The following is a 17,145-nucleotide window of genomic DNA, read 5'->3' as shown; positions in this document are numbered from 1 at the left end:
TCCGCCTTGCAGCTGCACGCACCCTGCCCCGCTCGGCCCAGCCGACAAGGCGCCGCACTCCGGCGCCACCTGATCCAAACGACACGCCCTAGGTGAGGGGCCGGTCCACCAGGTCGCCGCCGGGTACGTCCCGCAGGGCGATGCGGGCGGTGATCCGCTTGCCCACGGGCTCGCGCCGTACCTCGAAGCTGTCGGCCACGGCTTTCACGATCTCCAGGCCGTGCTGGCCGATGCGGTCCGGGTCGGCGGGCCGCGCCACCGGCAGCACCGGGTCGCTGTCCCACACCACGACGTCCACCATCGCCTCGGCGATCCGCAGCTCCATCATCACGGGGCCCGGCGCGTACTTGCGGGCGTTGGTGACCAGCTCGCTCACCACCAGTTGCGCCATGCCGAGAGCGCGCGCCGAGACCGGCAGACCGTGGTCCGCCTGAGCGCGTTCGAGAAAAGCCGCCGTCAGGTGGCGGGCTTGGGCGATACTGCCCCCCTCACCGTCCAACGCGACGGTCTGCCGCAACACCGGTGCGCCTGGCACCTCATCGTCTTCATTTCCGGGAACCGGCCCCAATGCATTCAACTTTCGACCCCGTGTACAGCGCCTGGTGCGTGTACCCGCCCACTTGCATTACACACCCTTGGCCCCGGGCATGAACCAGGAGGATGCTCGGCTCCGTACCATCGGGGTGGCCATCAACGTACGTCCCGTCGCATACCGAGCACAGTCGAGGAAACGGTGACAGAGACCGATAAAACAGCACAGGACAGTCGGCTGTCCGTGGAGTTCTCCATGGTCGACGGCGTCCGGATCGTCGCCCTGCGCGGCGAGATCGACCACAACGGCCGCGGTCTCCTCGGCGAAGCCCTGCTCCCCTCCGCGGACGCCACGAACCCGCGGACGGTCGCCGACCTCGGCGAGGTCACCTTCATGGATTCCAGCGGGATCAACATCCTCATCGTCGCCCACCGGGCGGCCGAGGACGCCGGGGGGTGGCTGCGGCTGGCCGCCCCGCAGCAGGCGGTGCTGCGGGTTCTGCAGCTCGTCGGTGTCGACACGGTGATCTCCTGCCACCCCACGCTCCAGCAGGCCCTGGAGGACACCGCCGGCTGACCGGATCAGGTGCGGCCAAGGGGGGCGGAGTACTCAGAGGGTCGACAGCAGGTCGTCGAGCGGGGCGGGTACGCGGTCGGGGTCGAGTGCCTCGACAAGAACGCGGCCGTACTGGATCTTGCGTCCCGACTTCGTGCCGAAGAAGCGGCGCAGCCTCTGGTGGTCGGCCCGGTCCCGTTGCGCGGGCTGTCGCAGGAAGGTGACCAGAGGGCGCTGGTCGCCTTCCGCCCGGACCAGCTCCGCCACCCGTCCCACGCCGAGCGCGCGGATCAGCTCGTCCTCCAGGTCCGCCGCGCACACGAAGATGTCCCGCTGCGCCGCGCCCGCGCCCTCGAAGGCCCGGGCGTAGTAGCCGCGCTCCGCCTCGTCGCACAGTCCGGTCAGGCGCAGGCCCAGGCCGGGCGGCCCGAGGAGGCGGGCGAAGCGGCCGACGCTCATCGCGCCGCCCATGGACAGGACGCAGACTCCCTCGGCCGCCAGGTCCCGCCCGCGGCTCGCGGCCAGCGCGTCGACGGCCGCGACGTCGCTCAGCCCTTCGAGCAGCACGACGTTCCGCACGGACAGCCGCTCCGCCAGGTCACGCGCCTCGCCGCCCGGTCCCCCGGCCGCCCAAGCGGTGACGGCCTGCCTGAACGCCCCCATGTCGGTCACGGGACGAGTCTGCGCCCTCCCCCGCCCGGACGGTACGGATTTTCCGCCGGCCGCCTCACCCGGAGCACCGCTCCTCCCGCCGGCCGCCCCAGCCGGAGCGCCACTCCCCGCGCGCCGGCCGCGCCATTCCGAGCGACGCCCCACGCGCTCACGGACCCCGTGACCGTGGCCCCTCACGCCAAGGAGGCCGGGCTGTCGTCTCCCCCGGCGTGCGCGGCCGAGACCTTGTACAGCTCCTTCGAGGTGGTGATCAGTTCCTGCTGCTCCTCGCGGGAGCCGACCATCGGCTGGGAGCCGTTGAGCGGCACCTGCGCGCTCTCCGGCATGAACTTCACGGTGACGAGCCCGATCACGCCGGCCAGCATCAGGTAGTAGGCCGGTACCAGGTCGTTGCCGGTGACGTTGACCAGCGCCTCGGTGACCAGCGGAGTGGTGCCGCCGAAGGCCGCGACCGCGAAGTTGAAGCCGATGCCCATCGCCGCGTACCGGACGGCCGTGGGGAACAGGGCGGGCAGGGTGGCGGCGCTGGGGGCGGCGAAGAAGGCCAGCAGGGTGGCCAGGACCAGCACCCCGCAGAGCGGCGGCCAGAAGCCGTCCATCTTGATCAGCTCGAAGGCCGGCACGGCGAGCAGGATCATCGCGACGGCGGAGAAGCCGTAGATCGGGCGTCTGCCGACCCGGTCGCTGAGGCGGCCGATGAACGTGATGAGGACGACGATCCAGACCATGCCGATGAGCACCAAGAGGTCGGCCCGGCTGCTGGAACGGTTCAGCGTCTCCGTCTGGTAGGTCGGCAGGAAGCCGGTCACCATGTAGTTGGTGACGTTGTAGAGCAGTACCAGGCCCATGCAGATCAGCAGGGGACGCCAGTGCTCGGTGACGATCGTCTTGAACTCGGTGCCGGCCGATTCCTGGGCGAGGCTCTTGTCGTGTTCGTCGAGCTGCTGCTGGAACGCGGGCGACTCCTCCAGCTTGAGCCGCATGTACAGGCCGATCACGCCCAGCGGGCCGGCGATGAGGAAGGGCAGGCGCCAGCCCCAGGCGATCATCTGGTCGTCGGTGAGCGCGAGGTTGAGCACGGTGACGAGGGCGGAGCCGAGCGCGTAGCCGACGAACGTGCCGAAGTCGAGCCAGCTCGACAGGAAGCCGCGGCGCCGGTCCGGTGAGTACTCGGCGACGAACGTGGTGGCGCCGCCGTACTCGCCCCCGGTGGAGAAGCCCTGCACCATGCGGGCGAGCAGCAGCAGGATCGGCGCGGCGATGCCGATGGTCGCGTAGCTGGGGATGAGGCCGATGGCGAAGGTGCCCATCGCCATCATGATCATGGTGGTGGCGAGGACCTTCTGCCGGCCGAGGCGGTCGCCGAGCGGGCCGAAGACGAGACCGCCGAGGGGGCGGACGACGAACGCCGCGGCGAAGGTGGCGAACGACGAGACGACCTGCGCTCCGGGCGAGGCGCCGGGGAAGAAGACCTTGCCGATGGTGGCGGCGAGGTAGCTGTAGACGCCGAAGTCGAACCACTCCATGCAGTTGCCGAGGGCGGAGGCGCCGACGGCCCGGCGCAGCAGCGGGCCCTCGACGACCTGTACGTCGTCGTCGCGGAAGGCGCGTTTGTTGCGCCGCAGCCTGCGTGTGAGGTCCTCGCGCACCTGCCGCGGCAGTCCGCCGACCGCCTTCGGCATCCGTACCGGGCTGGGACGACCGGACTTCTCTCCGGACGCTGACTCGCCCACACCGCCACCCTCTTCCGTGCTTTTCACTCCTGCGAATACTGCGGCAGACGCTTGCCCACCGCACGGCAACCCGCCGCGAAGCTCTCGCCTACCCGGGAGGCGGCCGGTAAACAGGCGCGGGTGAGGTGATCGTGTGTTCGCTCGGGACGGGAGGGGACAGGAGAGGGCCGAGGGCTCTGGACGCGCCCATGACGCGGACGGGCGCCGGTGACCTGGTGGTCACCGGCGCCCGTCGGCCGTGCCGCGAGGGTCCCCGCGCAGGCCGGAGGGGTCCGTGCGGCTTGCCGGTACGGGCCCCATCTCACGCCCGGATCACAGCAGTTGACCCACCGCCCGGATCGCCGCGTCGAAGGCCGCGTGCGTGTAGCCGAAGGCCTCGGCGTCGGAGTTCGCGATCGCTATCCTCCCGACCGGCCGACGGGCCTTGGCGTAGGGCCGCTGAGACTCGGGCTGGAACACGGCCGGGTCGTCCAGCGAGTTGTACTCGTAGGCGTAGCCGTGCGCCCAGCGGTTGACGGTGATGGCCGTGATGTCACGGGCCGGGTCGAAGCCGTACGCGCCCAGGGAGCGGGTCATCGAGTCCCGGATCTCGCGCTCGAAGTCCTCGAACGGCATCCGGATCAGCGTCCGGCGGCCCGCCTTGTGCTGCTCGCGGCAGATCAGTCCGGGCGAGTTGGGGGTGGCCGACAGGGACACCACGGTGGGCAGTTCGGGGCGGCGCGGCATGTGGAAGTCGCCGATGTCGGTGACCGTCGGCAGGCCGAAGCTGGAGAAGAACATCGAGGGCGTGCTGACGCGGGACACCCGCGCCTCGGCGAAGGCCCGCCAGTCGCGCAGCGCCACCCGCGCGTACACCAGGGGCACCTTCGTGCCGTAGCGCATCGCCGTGACCTGCTCGGCCGGCAGCTCGGGCACGACGTAGGAGGAGACGGAGTTCCAGCAGGCCATGACCACGCCCTTGGCGCGGACCCGGTAGCTCTGGCCGCCCTTGGAGTAGTCGACCACCGCGCCGTGCCGGCCCTCGTTGCGGACCTGGAAGGCGGTGCTGCCCAGCCGGATACGGACCGCGTTGTCCCGTTCGTCGAGGCGGGAGTAGTCGGCCTTCGCCGTGACGATCTCCCGCCAGTCGGGCCGGCGCTCGTCGAAGGCGTGCGGTACGAGCTTGCCGACCAGGAGGCGGGCGAGCGACGCGTTGCCTTCGGGGAAGTAGAAGTTGCCGTCCTCCTCGGTCTCGGCGAGGTGCATCAGCGGGGTCCGGCCGGCCCCCGGCCACGGGGTGTGTTCGAGGCCCAGACCGCCGAAGCCCGGCTGGCCGGTCGCCCACGCGTCGGCGGCGGCGACGCGGTCGGCGTTCACACCCCACAGGCCGTTGGTGCCCCGCCTGACGATCTCCAGCGCGTCGTCGTCCAGCCCGAGCTTCTCCCGCAGGTAGGTCTCGTACGGGGTGCGGGCGAGGATCTCCTTCTTCTGGGCGTCCGTCAGCCCCGGGTAGAAGTCCTCGGTGGTGGTGTAGAGCCGGACCAGCGCGGCCCTGCTCGACTCGCCCATCGGGAGCTTGGTCGCGTACGAGGCCCAGGACTCGCCGGACTCGCGGATGACGAGCTGGTCCTTGCCCCAGCGCTCGGAGTTGAACAGGGTGCCGCTGCGCAGCGCGTACGGGGTGTACGCGTCGCTCTTGACGGTGGCTTCCAGTCCCTTGAGGTCGACCCCGAGGTCCTTGGTGAGCAGGTCGCGGGCCGCGCGCGACCAGGTGCTCGGGGTGTCGATGTTGACGGTGCCGCCGTTGGACAGCAGCAGGGTGCGGCCGACGTGGAACTCGTTGCGGCGGGCGTGGCCGCCGAAGTCGTCCAGGGCGTCGAGGATGAGGACGCGTGCGCGGGGGCCGGCGTGTCTGCGGTAAAGGTGGGCGGCGGCCAAACCGCTGAGGCCGCCGCCGACCACGACCAGGTCGTAGCTCTCGCGGGTGTCGGCTATCCGGCCCGGGGCGAACGCCCCGTCGCGTACGGCGTGCGCCACGTCGTACGCGCCCGGCTGCTGGCCGCGCAGACCGGTCGCGGTGGGCGGGTACGGCGTCTTCGGCCCGCCGTGCCCGTGACCGCCCGCGTGCCCGTGGCCGCCTGTGTGTCCGTGGCCGTGCGACGCGCCGGGCGAGGCCTGTGCGACACCGGGAAGGGCCATCGCCGCGGCGGCACCGGCGGCGGTGACCGCCACTCCGTCGAGGAAGTCACGGCGGGTGATCTTCCGGCTCATACCAAGCTCGTGATCACTGAATCTGGGCATGCGAGACCCCTCACGTGGATCTACGGATTTCGGATCAGAACTGCGTGGCCGGAATGCTATACAGCCGTCTCGGCATTTATGAAGCACGAATTCCGTTGAAACCAGGGGCAGTTGCAACGAAATCAGTGATCGCCGCCATCCGTTCTCGGGCCCATACGGGCTCCGACCGGCGCGGGAGCGTCGGCGTCGTTCTCACCCGGCGGGACGGCACTGACCGCGAGCCCTCGCCGCTTGCGCCGGGGCAGCCCGCCGTTCGGCGGGAGTTCCCCGCCGGATGGCGCTGCCGTCGACCCGCGGCCCCGGTGCACCATGACGGCAGTGGTCACAGCGGTGTGACCGTCACGCAGGGAGAGCCGATGACCGCCATACCCTCCGCCGAGGACCAGCGGGTCCCGGTGGGACCGCCCCCGCCGTTCGACCCGGAACTCGCCGCCGCCCTCGAAGTCATCGGCGAGCACCTGCCGCCCGCGCTGCTCCCCGAGATGATCCCGGCCCTGCGCGATGGCTTGGTGGTGGTGGAGGGCGCGGCCCTGGACCTCACCGCGGGAGGCGCCTTCGTGGTCGAGGAGCGCACGGTTCCCGGACCGGAGGGCGCCCCGGACGTCTCGCTGCTCATCTGCCGGCCCGCCGGGACCGGCCACGCGGTGCCCGTCATCTACCACACCCACGGCGGCGGGATGGTGCTCGGCGACAACCGCACCGGGATCGGGGAGGCGCTGGAGTGGGCGCGCGAGCTGGGCACGGCGGTGGTCTCCGTGGAGTACCGGCTCGCACCCGAGAACCCTCACCCGGCGCCGGTCGAGGACTGCTACGCGGGTCTGGTGTGGACCCGCGAGCACGCCGCTGAACTGGGATTCGACGCGAGCCGGATCATCGTCGCGGGCGCCAGCGCCGGTGGCGGGCTCGCCGCCGCGGTCGCCCTGCTCGCCCGGGACCGCGGCGGGCCGGCCCTGCTGGGGCAGGTCCTCCTCTGCCCGATGCTCGACGACCGCAACGACACTCCGTCCAGTCACCAGATGGCCGGACGCGGTGTGTGGGACCGCACCGCGAACCACACCGGATGGACGGCCCTGCTCGGCGACGCCCAGGGCGGACCCGACGCCTCCCCGTACGCCGCGCCCGCGCGCGCCGAGGACCTCACCGCGCTGCCCCCGGCATTCATCGACGTCGGTTCGGCCGAGACGTTCCGCGACGAGTCCGTCGCGTACGCGACCCGGATCTGGCGGTCGGGCGGGCGCGCCGAACTGCACGTCTGGCCGGGCGGCTTCCACGGATACGACCAGATGGCACCGCAGGCCGCGCTGTCCCAGGACACCAAGGCGGCCCGGCTGCGCTGGCTGCGCAGGCTGCTCGGGAACTGACGGGCTCCGGCGGCCGTTCTCATCACACGGCCGGGCATCGGCGCGCCGGGACGGGACCGGCCTGCTTGTGCCCACCGGGACGGAATCCCGGGGACGCGGCGGCGCCCGCCGGGTCGCACCCGGGGGGCAGGGTGTCTTCCGGGCGGGTCCCGGTGGGGCGGTGCTTGCCGGGGCGAGCCCAGGGGGCGCGGTGCCCGCTGGGACGGTCCGGGGCACGGTGCCGCCGGAAACACCGGTGCGATGGCTGCGTACCGGTGCGATGGCTGCGTACCGGTTCGGCGGCTGCGTACCGGTACGGTTTCGGCGGTCCGGACGGCGCGTCCGGTGCCGCCCGTGCGAGATGGCAGCGAGATGGCAGTGGCATGAAAGAACTGGCGGGCAGGCTCGCGGCGCTGGACCCCGACGCGGGGGCCGCGCTGCGGGTGATCTCCTACTTCGACCGGCTGATCGAGGGGCGGGCCGGCCTGGAGTCGCTGGTGCGGGGCGCCGCCGTACTGGCCGACTGCCCCGCTCGGCTGGTCGACGAGGAGCGCGGCGTACGGGTCCGGGTCGAACCGAGCGGAGTGCGCCGCGACGACGGCGGACCCCTCGATCCGGCGTGGGCGTCGGCGCCGTTGACGCCCGGCAGGCCCGCTGCCGTGTGGCTGGAGCGAACGGGGCCGTCCGCGGGGGTGCACGCGATGGTCCTGGAGCGCGCCGCGGCGGCGGCCCGGGTGGTGCTCGACCGCACCCGCGGCCGGGCACCGGCGGACCCGGGCGCCGCCGATCCCGCCTCGCTGGAGGTGCTTCTCGACGCCTCCGCGACGGAGTTCGCCCGCCATCAGGCCGCCCTCCGGCTCGGTCTGCGGGACGTGACCGCGGCCCGGGTGGTGGTGACGGCGGAGGGCGGTCCCCGCGTCGAAGCGGTGCCCGCCACCGGAGACGGCTCCCCGGAGACGGGCCGTCAGCGCGCGGGAATCGGCCCCGCCGTGCCGCCGCGCGACCTTCCCGCGTCCTACGCCGCCGCTCGCACGGCGCTGCGGTTCACCGCCGAGGGCACCGACCAGGACCCCGGCCCGCGCACGGTGTACGCCGAGGAGCTGGGCGGACTCGCGCTGCTCGCCGAGTCCGCCGATCCGGCGGCCCTGCCCGATGTGCGGGCCCTGGAGCGTGCCGTCGCCACGGCTCCCTGGGTGGCGGGCACGCTGCACGCGGTCGCCTTCAGCATGAGCCTGCGCGGCGCGGCGGCGGAGCTGAACGTGCATCACTCGACGCTTCAGGACCGTCTCGCGCAGGCCGAGCACTGGCTGGAGTGGCGGGTGCACGACCCGCAGGGCCGGCTCCGCCTCCAACTGGCCCTCGTCCTGCGCCGACTGCACCGCAACCCGGCGCCGCTCCGGACGGTTCGCGAGGAGGTCGGCTAGTCGGACCGGCTAGTCGGACGCCGGCTCGGGGTCCAGTGGACGCAAGAAACGCCGTTCGTAGCGCCTGATGCACCGCGTCCGGCGGGCCAGTTCGAAGGCTTCCTGGCACTCCGGGTCGGTCGCGCTGTCCGTGCGGTAGCGCTCGTAGCGGGCCAGGTCGGGGAAGGAGAAGAGGGCGTAGGCGATGTCGCTGTCGCCCTCGCTGGGCAGGAAGTAGCCGTGGTGCGTGCCGCCGAAGCGGTTGACGAGGGTGATCCAGCGGCGGCCGTACTCCTCGAAGTCGGCGATGCGGTCGGGGTCGATCTCGTACTTCAGATGAACGGTGATCATGGGTTCATGGTGCCTGGTCGCCGGATCGCGTCCGCGGCTGCCTCGGCGTGGGCTGTTCGCGGGCCGGTCCGCCGAGGCGGCCGGGGTCCGGGCGACCGCCCCGGCTCGGGGTGGCCGCCGGACCCGGACCCTCCCGGCCGCTCACCGCCCGACCGGCCGGGCGGACGAACGGTGCGGGGTAAGCGGTAAGCGGTAAGCGGTAAGGGGACGAGCGGTGAGCGGACCGGCGAGCGGGATCAGTGGTGCCCGGCGCGCCGGTCGAGGGTCTTCGCGAGAGCCTGGGCCATGACCTCCTCGCCCTTGGCGTTGGGGTGGGCCGGAGCGGCGGGTGAGGCCGGGCGCAGCGGCTCGATCCAGCGGTCGGCGGGCGCCTTGCACATGTCGTGGCCCACCGTCGGGCCGTACGTGTCCACGTAGTCGGCCCGGTTCAGCAGCGCCACCGCGCGCAGCATCAGGTTGAGGCGCTTCTCCGTGTCCCGCAGATACGGAAAGTCCTTCGCGGCGAAGGGGACGCTCGGGTAGCAGCCGGTGCCGTCGTCGGGGAGGAGGTCCGGGTAGCCGACGACGACCACGCGGGCGTGTGGTGCCTTCTGGTGCACGGCCCGCAGCACGCGGGCGATCTTGGGCGCGGTCTGGAGGATCTTCAGCGTCAACTGGTCGTATCCGGCCGCCCCGTAGTACCGCTGACAGGGGTTGCCGGCGAGGTCCTGGGCGCTGAGGCCGGCGCAGGTGCTGATGATGGAGCCGAACCCGACGTCGTTGCCGCCGATCTGCAGCGTCACGAGGTCCGTGTCGCGCTGCACCGCGTCCAGTTGGGGTCCGTTGGTGCCCTGCGCCTGCCACATCTCGGCGGTGGTCGCGCCGCCGCAGCTCACGTCCGTGAAGGAGGTGACCTTGCGTTGGCCGGCGGTGATCGACGGGTAATTGTGGTCGGAGCGGGCGCAGTTGGCGTCCACCTGAGTGGGTATCAGGGGGCCGGAGGTGTAGGAGTCGCCCAGGGCGACGTAGTTGGAGCGGGGTGCCGCGTGCCGCTCTCCCGGCACGGCGGAGGCCGTCGCGGTGATACCGACGGTGAGTGCGCAACTGCTCAGTACGGCAAGTGCCATGGTGGTGCGACGCTTCGACGCCATCGTGCCCGGACGTGTCCGATCCAACATCGTGCCCCTCCCCTGAAGCCCTGACAGTCCACGGAACGGGCAGCGGCGACCACGGCGCACGGAACGTTCGACGGCACCCGGCCGCTCGGCGGCTCCTGCCCGGCGGACCCAACCTCGCCTGTATACCGGCCAGTAGGCCGTTAGACCAGCGGTCGGACGAACTCCGCTCGCCCAGTGGATGACAGGCGCCCCCGTGACGGCGTATGTGCACACGGGCGCGCTCCGGCCCCTCCGTCACCCGGCGTGAGCGGACCGGGTCAGTGCTCCCAGACGCCGGGCCCGCCGCCCCGCCACTCGATCCAGTCCGCCGTCCTGACGTCGGAGGCCTCGATGTCCTCCATGCCGGCCCGGCGGAGAAACTCGGCGATGTCGAGGAAGGTGTAGGCCATGCCGACGAAACCCTGGTGGAGGCGGACTCTTCGGCCGCCGTCCGCGGTGGGCGGGTAGACGACGACGGGCTGCTCGCTGGACATGCACTCAGGGTGCGGGCACCCGGGGCGGACCGCATCCGGAAGTGGCGGCCCCCCGGCCGGGGGACTCGGGCGCGGCGATGATTCCGGCCCGGGCGGGCGGTCGATATGAGGGAGAGGAAAGGAGTTCCCCATGCCGCAGCAGGAACCCGCACAGCAGCCCGTGACCGAACTCGACGCCCGGTACAGTTCCGCGCTCAACACGCGCCCGGGTGCCGGGGAGGTCGTCGCCACCGACTGGGCCGACGCCCGGCGGGAGCTGGGGGCCGCGGAGATCTTCTGGCTGTCCACGGTCAGGCCCGACGGCCGGCTGCACGTCACACCCCTGATCGCCGCCTGGCACGAGGGGGTGCTGTACTTCTCCACCGGTCCGGACGAGCAGAAGGCGAAGAACCTCGCCCATGATCCGCACTGCGCGCTGACGACCGGCGGGAACTCACTCACCGAGGGGCTCGACCTCGTGATCGAGGGCACGGCGGAACGCGTCGCCGACCCGGCGGTCCTGGAGGAGGTGATCACGGCGTACGAGGCGAAGTACGGCGCGCACATCACCTCCCCGCAGGGGACCTTCCACGGCATCGGCGACGCGGTCCGCAAGGGTGACGTGCTGGTGTTCGCGGTGGCCCCGTCGACGGCGTACGGCTTCGGCCGGGACGACGGGGTCTACACGCACACACGCTGGTCGTTCTGACCGCCCCCGGTCAGGCCGTGGCGATGCCGTCGAGCTTTCCGGCCTTCGCCTCCTCGACCAGGGAGGCGAACTGGTCGGCGCTCATCTGGACGCGCTGGCCGAAGTCGTCGGTGAGCAGGACGCGGCGCTCCGCGGGGGCGGCCGGGTCGACGAACAACTGCGGGCAACCGCAGTCGCAGTTCCCGCAGAACGTCGCCAGCGGCTCCAGACCGGTGATGTCACTCATCGTCAGCTACCTTTCGCAGGGCTCGCGGCCGAGGGCGGGGCGATCACCCGGCCCGGTGCTGGTCTGGGCATACCCGACGGCCGCCGCGCCACGCCCCGGCGCGGCGGCCGTCGGGGGCACGGTCCACCGGTTCCGTGCGCCCGTTCACCCCCGGTGCTTCCGCTCCCCGTACCGGACGGGAACCAGTCCTGGCACCCGGGCGACTACCTGGGGAGGGCGTCCGCTTCGAGCAGCAGGCGTTCGAGGGTGGCCCGGGCCCGGCCCACCCGGGAACGGACCGTGCCGATGGGGCAGCCGATGAAGCGGGCCGCGTCCTCGTAGGAGAGGCCCACGATCCGCGTCAGTACGAACGCCTCGCGCCGTTCCTCGGGCAGCGCCTCCAGCAGGTCGAGCAGCGCGACTCCGTCGTCGAAGCCGGGAAGGCCGCGGGGCTGGGCGCGTTCCAGGACCGCCTGCCAGTCGTGCGTGTCGGCCAGCTTGGGGCGCGCGGCGGCGCGGCGGAAGCTGTCGGCGACCGCGCGGCGCGCGATGGACAGCAGCCAGGTGCGCGCCGAGGCCCGCCCCTCGAACCGCGACAGACTGTCGAACGCGCGCGCGAAGGTCTCCTGGGTGAGGTCCTGTGCGGTCTGGGGATCGCCGCTGAGATGGGCGACGTAGCGCAGGACGTCGCCGTGCAGCGCGCGGACGAAGTGCTCGGCGGCGTGCGGGTCGCCGTTGCGGGCGGCCAGGGCCCAGGCGGTGGCGGAGGCGTCCGTCACGGCGCGGGTCGTCGCGCGGGGAGCGGGCAGGACTGAAGTGATCACGTGATGTCCTTCTCGAGGTCATCCGGGGCCGACGTCCCGTGGGGGGGCCGTGGCACTCCGGCACAGGGGTGCGCCGTAGGCGATGGGTACGGCGATGCCCGGGACTCGTCACGCGCTCGACGGCACGGCACGGCACGACCCGACACGGAAGCGGTGTGCGTGCGATGCCTTGCTGTCGGGGACATCCGTCGCGCCGCAATGCGGGGGACGGTGAAGGGATGAGCGAGTGAGCGGGTGAGCCCCGGTGGGTCCGGCTGTCTCAGGCGACAGCGGCACCCACGGGCGGCCCCCGAGAGGTGACGGAGTAACAGAGAAGGAAGCGGGCGAGGGGGGCCGCGCGTTCGGCGGTGCGGCGCCCTCGTACGGTGGGGCGGTCGGCCGGTGCGGGCAGCGCCAGCAGCATCCGCAGTGGGGCGGCCAGCCGGGCGGCGGCGGCCCGCAGGAGACGGAAGACCGCGCGCTCGCCGTAGGCGAGCCACAGCCCGCACAGGATCGCGGCGAGCAGGTGGGCGGCGAGCATTGCGAGGGCGCTGCCACCCATGCCGATCATGGTGTGCGCGTGCGGCGCGCCGCCCGTGCCGTGCGCCATCCTCCCCATGGAGCCCATGTCCATGGAGCCCATGTCCGTGGAGCCAGTGCTCATGGAGCCCGTGCCCATCGGCCCCACGTCCATACGGCCCATGTCCATGGAGCCCGTTCCCATGCGGCCCATGTCCATCGGGTCCATGGCCGTGCCTGCGGCCCCGGCGGGTGCGGAGCCTTGGCCGGGCGCCGTTCCGGCCGTCGCCGACCGGGTCGGTGAGGAGGCCTCCGCCAGGGAGAACGTCTCGTGGAGCACCGCCTGGACGGCGACCACGACGGTGACGATCAGCGCCCGCCCACGTTCACGGCCGGCCAGGAACCAGCCGGCCGCTCCGGTTCCGGCTGCGCCGGCCGCCATGGTCCAGCCGGGAACGGACGCACCGGACATCATGGCGTGGCCGAGGGCGGCCAACAGCACGCAGGCGGCGGCGAACACACCGGCCCGCAGTGTGCGGCACCACCCTCCGACAGTCATGACGCGCCCATCTTCGCACCCGGGGTCCGATCGTCATCAAGAGGTACGAAGACACGCCGGTGGCGACCTCACGGAGCCGACCGTGACGCATGCCACAGGGGTGCGCCACGTCGATCGAGGTCACGACGCAGGTCGCCGCCGAACGGGACGGAGGCCGACGCCCGGTGCGAGGCTTCTCATCGAGCAGCGGTGCGTGCGGAGGAGGTTCCGTGCCCCCGGCGGGCGGCGGTCGGTCCTCGCCCCCGCCGGGCCGTGGCGGGCTGCCAGGCGCGCAGCCGGAGGCTGTTGGCCACCACCAGGACCGAGCTGGCGGACATCGCGGCGGCGGCCACCATGGGGTTGAGCAGTCCGGCCATGGCGAGCGGGACGGTGACGACGTTGTATCCGAAGGCCCACACCAGGTTGGCGCGGATGGTGCCCAGGGTGCGCCGGGCGAGCAGCACCGCGTCGCCGAGGGCCTCGATGTCGCCGCGTACGAGGGTCAGGTCGGCCGCGCCGATCGCCACGTCCGTGCCGCCGCCCATGGCGATGCCGAGGTCGGCGCCGGCGAGGGCGGCGGCGTCGTTCACGCCGTCGCCGACGACCGCGACCCGGCCGCCCGCCTCTCTCAGCCGGCGGACCAGGGCGGCCTTGTCCTCCGGCGAACACCGGGCGTGTACCTCTTCGATGCCCAGGGCCTCGGCCACGGCGCGGGCGGGCGCCTCGCGGTCTCCGGTGGCGAGGACGGGGCGGATGCCGAGCCGGCGCAGCCGGTCGACGGCCCGGTAGCTTCCGGGGCGTACGACGTCCCCGACCGCGATCAGCGCCTCGGGCCGGCCGTCCACGAGGAGCAGGACAGGTGTGTGCGCGGCGGTCTCGGCGGCCGTGAGGGCGTCCGCGAGGGCCGGCGGCAGCTCGCCGTCCGGCGCCCTCAGCTCGACCGTCCGGCCTTCCGCCCGGCCCCGGACGCCGTGGCCGGGGGTGGCGGTGAAGTCCTCGACGGCGGGCAACGGCGCGGCGGCGGACCGGCGGGCGTACGCGGTGACGGCCCTGCCGATCGGATGCTCCGAGCCCCGCTCCACCGCGCCGGCCAGACGGAGCGCGGTTTCCTCACCGATGCCGCCGGGCGTCACCGCCACCCGTACGACGGTCATATGACCGGACGTCAGGGTGCCGGTCTTGTCGAGAACGACCGTGTCCACGTGCCGGAGCGCCTCCAGGGTCCGCGGTCCGCTGACCAGTACGCCGAGCTGGGCGCCCCGGCCGGTCGCGGCCAGCAGCGCGGTCGGGGTGGCGAGGCCCAGTGCGCAGGGGCAGGCGACGACGAGCACCGCCACACACGCGGTCACCGCCGCCTGCGGGCCGGCCCCGGCGCCGAGCCAGAAGCCGAGGACGGCCGCCGCGATGGTCAGGACGACCGGCACGAACACTCCGGCGACCGCGTCGGCGAGCCGTTGCGCCTTCGCCTTGCCCGCCTGGGCCTCCGTCACCAGCCGGGTGATCCGGGCAAGGCGGGTGTCGGCGCCGACGGCGGTGGCCCGTACGAGGAGCAGTCCGCCGGCGTTGACGGCCCCGCCGACCAGGGCCGAGCCGGGGTGCACCTCGACGGGCTCGCTCTCGCCCGTCACCAGGGACAGGTCCAGGGCGGAGCTGCCCTCGGTCACCCGGCCGTCGGTGGCGACCCGCTCGCCGGGGCGCACCACGAACTCCTGGCCCACCCGCAGTTCCTCGACCGGGATCGAGCGCTCACCGTCCCCGTCCCGCACCGACACCTCCTTGGCGGCCAGTTCCGCCAGGGAGCGCAGGGCGGCGCCGGTGCCGCGCCGGGCGTGGGCCTCCAGGAACCGGCCGGTCAGCACGAACAGCGGAACGCTCACCGCGGCTTCCAGGTAGACGTGCGCCATCCCGTCGGAGGCGGCCGGCAGCAGGCTGAACGGCATCCGCATCCCCGGGACGCCCGCGCCGCCGAGGAACAGGGCGTAGGCCGACCAGGAGAAGGACGCGGTGACGCCCAGGGAGACCAGGGTGTCCATGGTGGCGGTGGCGTGCCGCAGCCCGCGGACCGCGCGCTCGTGGAAGGGCCGGGCGCTCCACACGGCGACCGGCGCGGCGAGCACGAAGCAGAGCCACTGCCAGTTACGGAACTGCAGGGACGGCGACATCGACAGGACCAGGACCGGGACGGCCAGCAGGGCGGTGATCAGGAGCCGTTGGCGGTCACGGCGGGCCGTGACTTGCGCCGCGTCCGTGTCGGTGCCGGTTTTCGTGTCGGTGTCGGTGTTCGTGTCGGTGCCGGTCTTCGTGTTGGTGTCGGTGTCGCCGGGCTCGGGCGGGTACTCGTCGGCGGGCAGTCCGTCCTCGCGAGCGCGTGGCGCCGCCCGTGGGGTCGGGGGCGTCGGCAAGGCCGCCTGATAGCCCGCCTGTTCGACCGCGGTGACCAGATCGTGCGGTGCCACGTCGGCGGGGTGGCTGACACGGGCGAGGCCGGTGGCCAGGTTGACGGTCGCGGTGACGCCGTCGAGTTTCGCGAGCTTCTTCTCCACCCGGCGGACGCAGGCCGCGCAGGTCATCCCGCCGACGGTCAGATCGGTGACCGTGAGAGCGGTCGTCTGTTCGGCCGACATCACTCACCGTGCCCGTGGGTCATCCCGGGCATGTCCTCCATGCCGGCGTCGCCGTCCCGGTCCCGGTCCCCTTCGCTGTCGCCGTGACCTCCACCATCGGTACCGGAGATGGTGCCTGCGTCGGTGCCGGTGCCCGCGTCGGTGCCGGTCTTCGTGCTGTGCAGGCCGGGTGCGAGCGGCCCCGCGGCGGTTCCGGCGGCGTACGCCACGGAGAAGGCCAGCGCGAGCAGCAGCAGGAAGCCGTAGAGCGCGGGAGGGACCAGGCCCTTGCGAGGTGTCACTCCCCGGGCAGGGGACGGCTGTCGGGACTCGGCCATGCTCGGCCTTCCTGGTTGTCGCTGACCGATGGACGGCAAGCGGCGGTTGAAGCGGCGTGCCGGTGCAGTAGTCGGACGCGGGGGGCGCCGAGTTCCGGCATCGAATTGTGACGTGCGCCACATGGTTCACGCCGGTCACATGCAACATGAGGGCCGGGCCCGGGAAGCCTGGCCGCCGCCCCGAGCCCGTGCGTCGGACCGGCGTCCGCCTCACACCCCCGAGCCTGGCCCTCCCGCCTCTCCCCTGACCGCACCCCGTTCAGAGCAACAGCGCGAACATCGCCGCCATCCCCAGCGCCATGGCCGCATGACACGCCGAAGCGAGGGCCGCTTCACCGGGGCCCGGCGTCGGCCCGGTCGCCGTCGTGGGCAGGGCCCGGGCGTGGTCGAAGGCCTGGGTCAGCCACCCCAGCGCGAACACCACCGTCACGACGGCGAGAAGTCCTGCCGCCATCTTGGGACCGGAGTCCGAGAGCGTCATGGTGGCCGCCCCCGCACCCCCCGACATGTCCATTCCCGGCATGCCCTGCATGCCTCCGCCTCCGCCGCTTCCGGCAGCCGTGCCTCCGGAGTCCATCAGCGTCACCATCCAAGCCATCGCCCCCATCAGGACGGACTGGGCCAGCGCGCCGGGCAGCCCTTTGAGCCGGGCCCTCCTGTCGCCCCGGAACGGCGCGGCGCACGCGAACCACAGCGCGCCGGCCACGAACACCACGACCTGCGGCCCCACAGCCCGGCCCATGCCCCACGGCCAGACCATCGCGATCATGGCAAGGCCCATGACGGCGTGCAGGGCGTGGTCCACCCGGTCGGCGGTGGTGGACCGGTGGGTGACGGCGCGCCGGATGCCGTGGGCCGTCGTCAGGGCGAACACCAGGGTGAGGGTCCAGCGCAGTCCGCCCGCCGCGATCACGATCCCGCCCCTGACGGGCGTACGCCGTCCGTGTCACCGTCC

17 protein-coding genes are annotated in these 17,145 nt (G+C 72.8%); 4 read left to right on the top strand and 13 right to left on the bottom strand.

Translation table 11 applies throughout. The features are described from left to right. Positions 1-88: 88 nt before the first annotated feature. Positions 89-520: an ATP-binding protein gene (locus AB0912_RS18315; protein WP_366700798.1), complete on the bottom strand. Its 432-nt coding sequence runs from the start codon at positions 518-520 to the stop codon at positions 89-91. Between the two features lie 213 nt (positions 521-733). On the opposite strand from AB0912_RS18315, the gene AB0912_RS18310 reads away from it, so the two are divergent. After that, positions 734-1,108: an STAS domain-containing protein gene (locus AB0912_RS18310; RefSeq protein ID WP_366700796.1), complete on the top strand. Its 375-nt coding sequence runs from the start codon at positions 734-736 to the stop codon at positions 1,106-1,108. A gap of 33 nt (positions 1,109-1,141) precedes the next feature. On the opposite strand, the gene AB0912_RS18305 is transcribed toward AB0912_RS18310, so the two are convergent. The 3 genes from AB0912_RS18305 to AB0912_RS18295 all read right to left on the bottom strand — a co-directional run bounded on the left by AB0912_RS18305 (position 1,142) and on the right by AB0912_RS18295 (position 5,742). After that, the gene (locus AB0912_RS18305) at positions 1,142-1,759 is read right to left on the bottom strand and encodes a TOPRIM nucleotidyl transferase/hydrolase domain-containing protein (RefSeq protein WP_366700794.1); all 618 of its coding nucleotides are present in this window, start codon (positions 1,757-1,759) and stop codon (positions 1,142-1,144) included. 173 nt (positions 1,760-1,932) lie between these two features. Beyond that, a complete protein-coding gene (locus AB0912_RS18300) occupies positions 1,933-3,441 on the bottom strand; it encodes an MFS transporter (protein WP_366700792.1) in 1,509 nt (502 codons plus the stop codon). 363 nt (positions 3,442-3,804) lie between these two features. After that, on the bottom strand, positions 3,805-5,742 hold the full coding sequence (locus AB0912_RS18295; RefSeq protein ID WP_366700790.1) for an NAD(P)-binding protein: 1,938 nt from the start codon (positions 5,740-5,742) through the stop codon (positions 3,805-3,807). Between the two features lie 386 nt (positions 5,743-6,128). On the opposite strand from AB0912_RS18295, the gene AB0912_RS18290 reads away from it, so the two are divergent. Both AB0912_RS18290 and AB0912_RS18285 read left to right on the top strand, forming a co-directional pair. Further along, complete coding sequence (locus AB0912_RS18290; RefSeq protein ID WP_366700788.1) at positions 6,129-7,133, top strand: alpha/beta hydrolase; 1,005 nt, start codon at positions 6,129-6,131, stop codon at positions 7,131-7,133. Between the two features lie 362 nt (positions 7,134-7,495). Next, positions 7,496-8,536 (top strand): helix-turn-helix domain-containing protein, encoded by a 1,041-nt coding sequence (locus AB0912_RS18285; RefSeq protein WP_366700786.1) that lies wholly within the window; start codon positions 7,496-7,498, stop codon positions 8,534-8,536. A 9-nt stretch (positions 8,537-8,545) separates the two neighbouring features. On the opposite strand, the gene AB0912_RS18280 is transcribed toward AB0912_RS18285, so the two are convergent. The 3 genes from AB0912_RS18280 to AB0912_RS18270 form a co-directional block, all read right to left on the bottom strand. Further along, positions 8,546-8,866, bottom strand: a complete 321-nt coding sequence (locus AB0912_RS18280; RefSeq protein ID WP_366700784.1) for an NIPSNAP family protein — start codon at positions 8,864-8,866, stop codon at positions 8,546-8,548. Between the two features lie 236 nt (positions 8,867-9,102). Then, the gene (locus tag AB0912_RS18275; RefSeq protein ID WP_366700782.1) at positions 9,103-10,023 is read right to left on the bottom strand and encodes an SGNH/GDSL hydrolase family protein; all 921 of its coding nucleotides are present in this window, start codon (positions 10,021-10,023) and stop codon (positions 9,103-9,105) included. A gap of 257 nt (positions 10,024-10,280) precedes the next feature. Next, complete coding sequence (locus AB0912_RS18270; protein ID WP_366700780.1) at positions 10,281-10,496, bottom strand: hypothetical protein; 216 nt, start codon at positions 10,494-10,496, stop codon at positions 10,281-10,283. Between the two features lie 130 nt (positions 10,497-10,626). On the opposite strand from AB0912_RS18270, the gene AB0912_RS18265 reads away from it, so the two are divergent. Continuing rightward, a complete protein-coding gene (locus tag AB0912_RS18265) occupies positions 10,627-11,184 on the top strand; it encodes a pyridoxamine 5'-phosphate oxidase family protein (RefSeq protein ID WP_366700778.1) in 558 nt (185 codons plus the stop codon). A gap of 10 nt (positions 11,185-11,194) precedes the next feature. On the opposite strand, the gene AB0912_RS18260 is transcribed toward AB0912_RS18265, so the two are convergent. The 6 genes from AB0912_RS18260 to AB0912_RS18235 all read right to left on the bottom strand — a co-directional run bounded on the left by AB0912_RS18260 (position 11,195) and on the right by AB0912_RS18235 (position 17,103). After that, positions 11,195-11,410: a hypothetical protein gene (locus AB0912_RS18260; protein WP_366700776.1), complete on the bottom strand. Its 216-nt coding sequence runs from the start codon at positions 11,408-11,410 to the stop codon at positions 11,195-11,197. A 203-nt stretch (positions 11,411-11,613) separates the two neighbouring features. Further along, positions 11,614-12,213, bottom strand: a complete 600-nt coding sequence (locus tag AB0912_RS18255) for a sigma-70 family RNA polymerase sigma factor (RefSeq protein WP_366700774.1) — start codon at positions 12,211-12,213, stop codon at positions 11,614-11,616. Between the two features lie 259 nt (positions 12,214-12,472). Next, entirely contained in the window at positions 12,473-13,270 is a 798-nt protein-coding gene (locus AB0912_RS18250; RefSeq protein WP_366700772.1) for a hypothetical protein, read from the bottom strand. A 176-nt stretch (positions 13,271-13,446) separates the two neighbouring features. Then, a complete protein-coding gene (locus tag AB0912_RS18245) occupies positions 13,447-15,873 on the bottom strand; it encodes a heavy metal translocating P-type ATPase (protein ID WP_366700770.1) in 2,427 nt (808 codons plus the stop codon). Beyond that, the gene (locus tag AB0912_RS18240; protein ID WP_366700768.1) at positions 15,873-16,190 is read right to left on the bottom strand and encodes a hypothetical protein; all 318 of its coding nucleotides are present in this window, start codon (positions 16,188-16,190) and stop codon (positions 15,873-15,875) included. The genes AB0912_RS18245 and AB0912_RS18240 overlap by 1 nt, the downstream gene beginning before the upstream one ends. A 259-nt stretch (positions 16,191-16,449) precedes the next feature. Continuing rightward, positions 16,450-17,103 carry a DUF5134 domain-containing protein gene (locus tag AB0912_RS18235; RefSeq protein ID WP_366700766.1) on the bottom strand — a complete coding sequence of 218 codons (654 nt, stop codon included), beginning with the start codon at positions 17,101-17,103 and terminating at the stop codon, positions 16,450-16,452. Positions 17,104-17,145: the final 42 nt, after the last annotated feature.

Origin of the sequence: Streptomyces sp. NPDC007084 (assembly GCF_040703595.1) — a bacterium.
GTDB lineage: Bacteria > Actinomycetota > Actinomycetes > Streptomycetales > Streptomycetaceae > Streptomyces.
This window is presented reverse-complemented; position numbering and strand designations above follow the sequence as displayed.

Coding starts and splice junctions, on each gene's coding strand:
- AB0912_RS18300 (WP_366700792.1), bottom strand. CDS start 3,441: ATGCCGAAGGCGGTCGGCGGACTGCCGCGGCAGGTGCGCGAGGACCTC.
- AB0912_RS18295 (WP_366700790.1), bottom strand. CDS start 5,742: ATGAGCCGGAAGATCACCCGCCGTGACTTCCTCGACGGAGTGGCGGTC.
- AB0912_RS18290 (WP_366700788.1), top strand. CDS start 6,129: ATGACCGCCATACCCTCCGCCGAGGACCAGCGGGTCCCGGTGGGACCG.
- AB0912_RS18285 (WP_366700786.1), top strand. CDS start 7,496: ATGAAAGAACTGGCGGGCAGGCTCGCGGCGCTGGACCCCGACGCGGGG.
- AB0912_RS18280 (WP_366700784.1), bottom strand. CDS start 8,866: ATGATCACCGTTCATCTGAAGTACGAGATCGACCCCGACCGCATCGCC.
- AB0912_RS18275 (WP_366700782.1), bottom strand. CDS start 10,023: ATGTTGGATCGGACACGTCCGGGCACGATGGCGTCGAAGCGTCGCACC.
- AB0912_RS18270 (WP_366700780.1), bottom strand. CDS start 10,496: ATGTCCAGCGAGCAGCCCGTCGTCGTCTACCCGCCCACCGCGGACGGC.
- AB0912_RS18265 (WP_366700778.1), top strand. CDS start 10,627: ATGCCGCAGCAGGAACCCGCACAGCAGCCCGTGACCGAACTCGACGCC.
- AB0912_RS18260 (WP_366700776.1), bottom strand. CDS start 11,410: ATGAGTGACATCACCGGTCTGGAGCCGCTGGCGACGTTCTGCGGGAAC.
- AB0912_RS18250 (WP_366700772.1), bottom strand. CDS start 13,270: ATGACTGTCGGAGGGTGGTGCCGCACACTGCGGGCCGGTGTGTTCGCC.
- AB0912_RS18245 (WP_366700770.1), bottom strand. CDS start 15,873: ATGTCGGCCGAACAGACGACCGCTCTCACGGTCACCGATCTGACCGTC.
- AB0912_RS18240 (WP_366700768.1), bottom strand. CDS start 16,190: ATGGCCGAGTCCCGACAGCCGTCCCCTGCCCGGGGAGTGACACCTCGC.